This is a genomic window from Bacteroidota bacterium, assembly GCA_018698135.1.
Lineage (GTDB): Bacteria > Bacteroidota > Bacteroidia > CAILMK01 > JAAYUY01 > JABINZ01.
In genome coordinates this window covers 1-3,415 of sequence record JABINZ010000244.1, presented here as the reverse complement: position 1 = coordinate 3,415, position 3,415 = coordinate 1, and the positions used below count along the sequence as shown (strand labels likewise).

Here is a 3,415-nt window from a genome sequence, read left to right as displayed (position 1 = left end):
TGGATATGCAGTTAAGCGGGAAAGATGATAAGAGTGAACAGCAATTGGATTTAACTGAATCGTTTGATAATTTAAAAAGCAACATAGGGCAATGGATGCACAAATATGTACTTTTTGCTCCTGTTGATGGAACTATTTCGATGACTAAATTTTGGAGCGAAAATCAGAATGTAACAGATGGAGAGGCAGTTTTTGCTATTATTCCTGAAGAGTCATCTGAAGTTATTGCAAAATGCAATTTACCAATAAGAGGTTCTGGGAAAGTGAAAGAAGGACAGAAAGTAAATATCAAGTTTGACAATTTTCCCTTTATGGAATATGGTATTGTAAATGGGCAAGTTAAATCGATATCACTTGTTCCGACTGATAATTATTTTTTGGTTCAAGTTTCACTTCCTGAAGGATTAAAGACATCATATCATAAAGAATTGCAATTTAGCCAAGAGATGACCGGTGTTGCTGAAATTATTACTGAGGAAATAAGATTGTTCAACCGATTGTTCAATCCTCTCAAGTCTTTTATGCATGAGCGATTAAGCAATAAGAGTTAATTACCGATAGCGATTAAACAAACTTCTGTTTTTTGTCCCCTTAAATAGTGCCAACACTTTGGAATAGTCGTTTTTATATATTTTAAAGTTTAATCGATGACCATTTGCACAGCTACATAAAACACATCTTTCTGTTGTACGACCATCAAAAGAGGGAAATAGGCATTTGATACTTATTCCTTTTGATTCAAAATATGCTTGAAAACTACTATCTTTTTTTGAATTTACCTTTGACAGGAAATAATCGGCACAGTCAGTGCAATCATAGTACGCCCAAATAAAACTATCATTCTCAACAATTACACCTATTATATAATTGTCGATTTCTGGGTGAAAATTAAACACATCACCATCTTTTACTACAATATTCTGCCCATATACAGAACTTGAAATGATAAATAGTAATATGAATATAATGTGTTTACGAATAGCGATTAATTTAAGTTTTATGCATAATGAAGGTATTTATATACCAAATCCATTATTTCATTATTTTTCCCGTAAAGATTCTCACTCAAATCAGCATCATTGTATTTCTTCAACTCTGCAGCAATCGACTCAATGTTTCTTTGTGTAAATACATCTTTTGCAGTAAATGCAGTAGCTAATTCCATCAATTTATCTGCAGATTCTGAACAACTGGCTGGTAATTGTTTTAATTTTCGACATACAGCTTTGTTTTTCTCATCAAAAATATTCACTCCGACATACAGTTTTTCTGCAACATCAAGTGCGTCTGGCATTTCAAAACCATAACGAGTTGCTACTGCAAGTCCTGCCATTAATAAATAAATATCAGCTGATCCATCAGGACACCTGAATTCAACAGTTTGTTTAGAAGAAAAATCTCTATCTACTACTTCTTCTAATGGATTCACTTTACTGATCATTTCAGACGCATTACCAAGCCAGCCAAGAGGTACTCTTACAAGAACAGATCTGTTTCTATCGCCCCAGCAAATATTGGTTGGAGCCTCCTGATGTGGAACTAAGCGCAAATATGATGTTGGAATTGTATTTCCAAATGCTGTTAATGCAGAAGACAAGGTAAGTATTCCGGCAATCATTTTTTTTGCGTGATCGCTGAGTATACCATTTTCAACCATTACGCTTTCACCATCTTTTTTCAATCTGCAATGTATATGTAAACCGCTACCTGCTTTCCCAACTGTAATTTTGGGTGCAAAACTTATGGTAACACCATATTTCGATCCCAGCATTCTAAGAATGTACTTAGCCAGTATTAGTGAATTAGCTGCATCTTCCATGTTTGTTGGTTGAAATTCTAATTCATACTGTTCGAATTCAAGTTCCCCTTGTTTGAAATTTCCAACTTCAGAATGTGCATATTTTAATTTCCCACCACATTCTGCAATAATTTGCATCGCTTCTTTGTAGATATAATCGAACTTGGTAAAAGGTGGAGACTCATGATAGGCACGCTGATCGTTTGCAGGATATAGTTCTTGCTTTTCAGCAATTACATAAAATTCCAATTCACCCATTACTTCGAGTTCCAATCCAGTAGCTTTTAGTAATTCATCATGTGCCTTTTTCATGATGTTAAATGGAGAGTTTACTAATGGTTTACCATCACTTGTATAAAATCTACAGATGATATCCAGGGTTTCAGCCTCTTCAAAGGGATTAACAAAAGCAGTTTTGAATTGTGGAATGACATATAAATCACTCGATCCTGCTTCAACATAGTTAAACAAACTTGATCCGTCTGCTCGTTCACCAGATGAAAGAATAGTGTCTAATTGTTCCTGACTATTGATAACAAATGAAAGTGTTTTTAGTCGTCCATCTCCAGCGACATATCTAAAATTCAGCATGCTGAATTCATTCTCAATAAAAAATCGTATAATATCTGATTTTGTAAATTGACTTTTGGGCTTAGAAAGATAAGCTTCTATTTTATTCTGAAACATGTTTGTAGAATTATTTAAGTGTGTTATTTTGATTTTTTTACCTGATCAAGTTTGCCTTTTTCTTTTTTAAGGACTTCTTTTGCAACCTGAACTTCATTTTTTTTGTCTTCCTGTTCAATAATATTAATTTCTATATCGTCTTCAGCTTTTTGTATATCTTTTTTCCAGCCAGCAATTTCGCTTTCCAGCTTTTCTTTGGTATCCTTCAGTTTTGCCAGATCACTTTCTTTTTTACTTAATTCTTGTTTGGCCATTTTTACTAAATTATCAAGTGACTGTATGCTTGTGGCTTTAGCAAATTCAGAAAGAAAATCAGCAAAAACCTTATATTTAGCAGGATGTTCATTAAAACTCAGATAATTACCTCCTAAATAAACACATACGTTTAGCTGATATACATCTTTTTCCAGAGATTTTAAACTGGAAAAACAATTAAAAGGCAAATCACTCAAATCTTTAAGTAAAACATTATTGGCTACTATTTCTTTGCCGATATCCACTTTTGCATCATTTTTCTTCAATATATTTTTCCAATCTTTAATGATGTCTTTTTCATTGGATTCATAAATCTTTACACTTAGAGTGTTGTTAAGTCCACCACCAAGAACCATTTTTGATTCGCTTACAGTAAAATCATAATCTTGAGCCAAAAGGCTGAATGAAAAAAGCTGAATAATAAGTATTGATATAATATATTTCATGATATTCTTTTTATGACTTCTGCAAGCCTTTGTTTATAAATGTTCTAATGAATTTCAGGTCAAAAATAGTAAAAATCCCGATTATAATAGATGATTGAAATTTTAGCTTCAAACTTTGTTGAATTATTTACAAAAAAAGATCATTGTTTGAAATTTTAAACTATTTTTAGCCCTTTATTGAAATACATCTTAACGATTTTAAAATTTATTATTAGCGGATTTGTGTCTT

General features: G+C 32.4%; 4 protein-coding genes. 1 reads left to right on the top strand and 3 read right to left on the bottom strand.

Features of this window, described 5'->3' with window-relative positions; translation table 11 throughout:
- The coding region (locus HOG71_15045; protein ID MBT5992164.1) for an HlyD family efflux transporter periplasmic adaptor subunit at nt 1-551 on the top strand (551 nt) is incomplete at its 5' end.
- On the opposite strand, the gene HOG71_15040 is transcribed toward HOG71_15045, so the two are convergent.
- From HOG71_15040 to HOG71_15030, 3 genes are all read right to left on the bottom strand, one after another.
- Nucleotides 552-896: a hypothetical protein gene (locus HOG71_15040; protein ID MBT5992163.1), complete on the bottom strand. Its 345-nt coding sequence runs from the start codon at nt 894-896 to the stop codon at nt 552-554.
- A 101-nt stretch (nt 897-997) separates the two neighbouring features.
- Nucleotides 998-2,485, bottom strand: a complete 1,488-nt coding sequence (locus HOG71_15035; GenBank protein ID MBT5992162.1) for a glutamine synthetase — start codon at nt 2,483-2,485, stop codon at nt 998-1,000.
- A gap of 23 nt (nt 2,486-2,508) precedes the next feature.
- Nucleotides 2,509-3,186, bottom strand: coding sequence for a hypothetical protein (locus HOG71_15030; protein ID MBT5992161.1), 678 nt, complete (start codon nt 3,184-3,186; stop codon nt 2,509-2,511).
- Between the last annotated feature and the right edge of the window lie 229 nt (nt 3,187-3,415).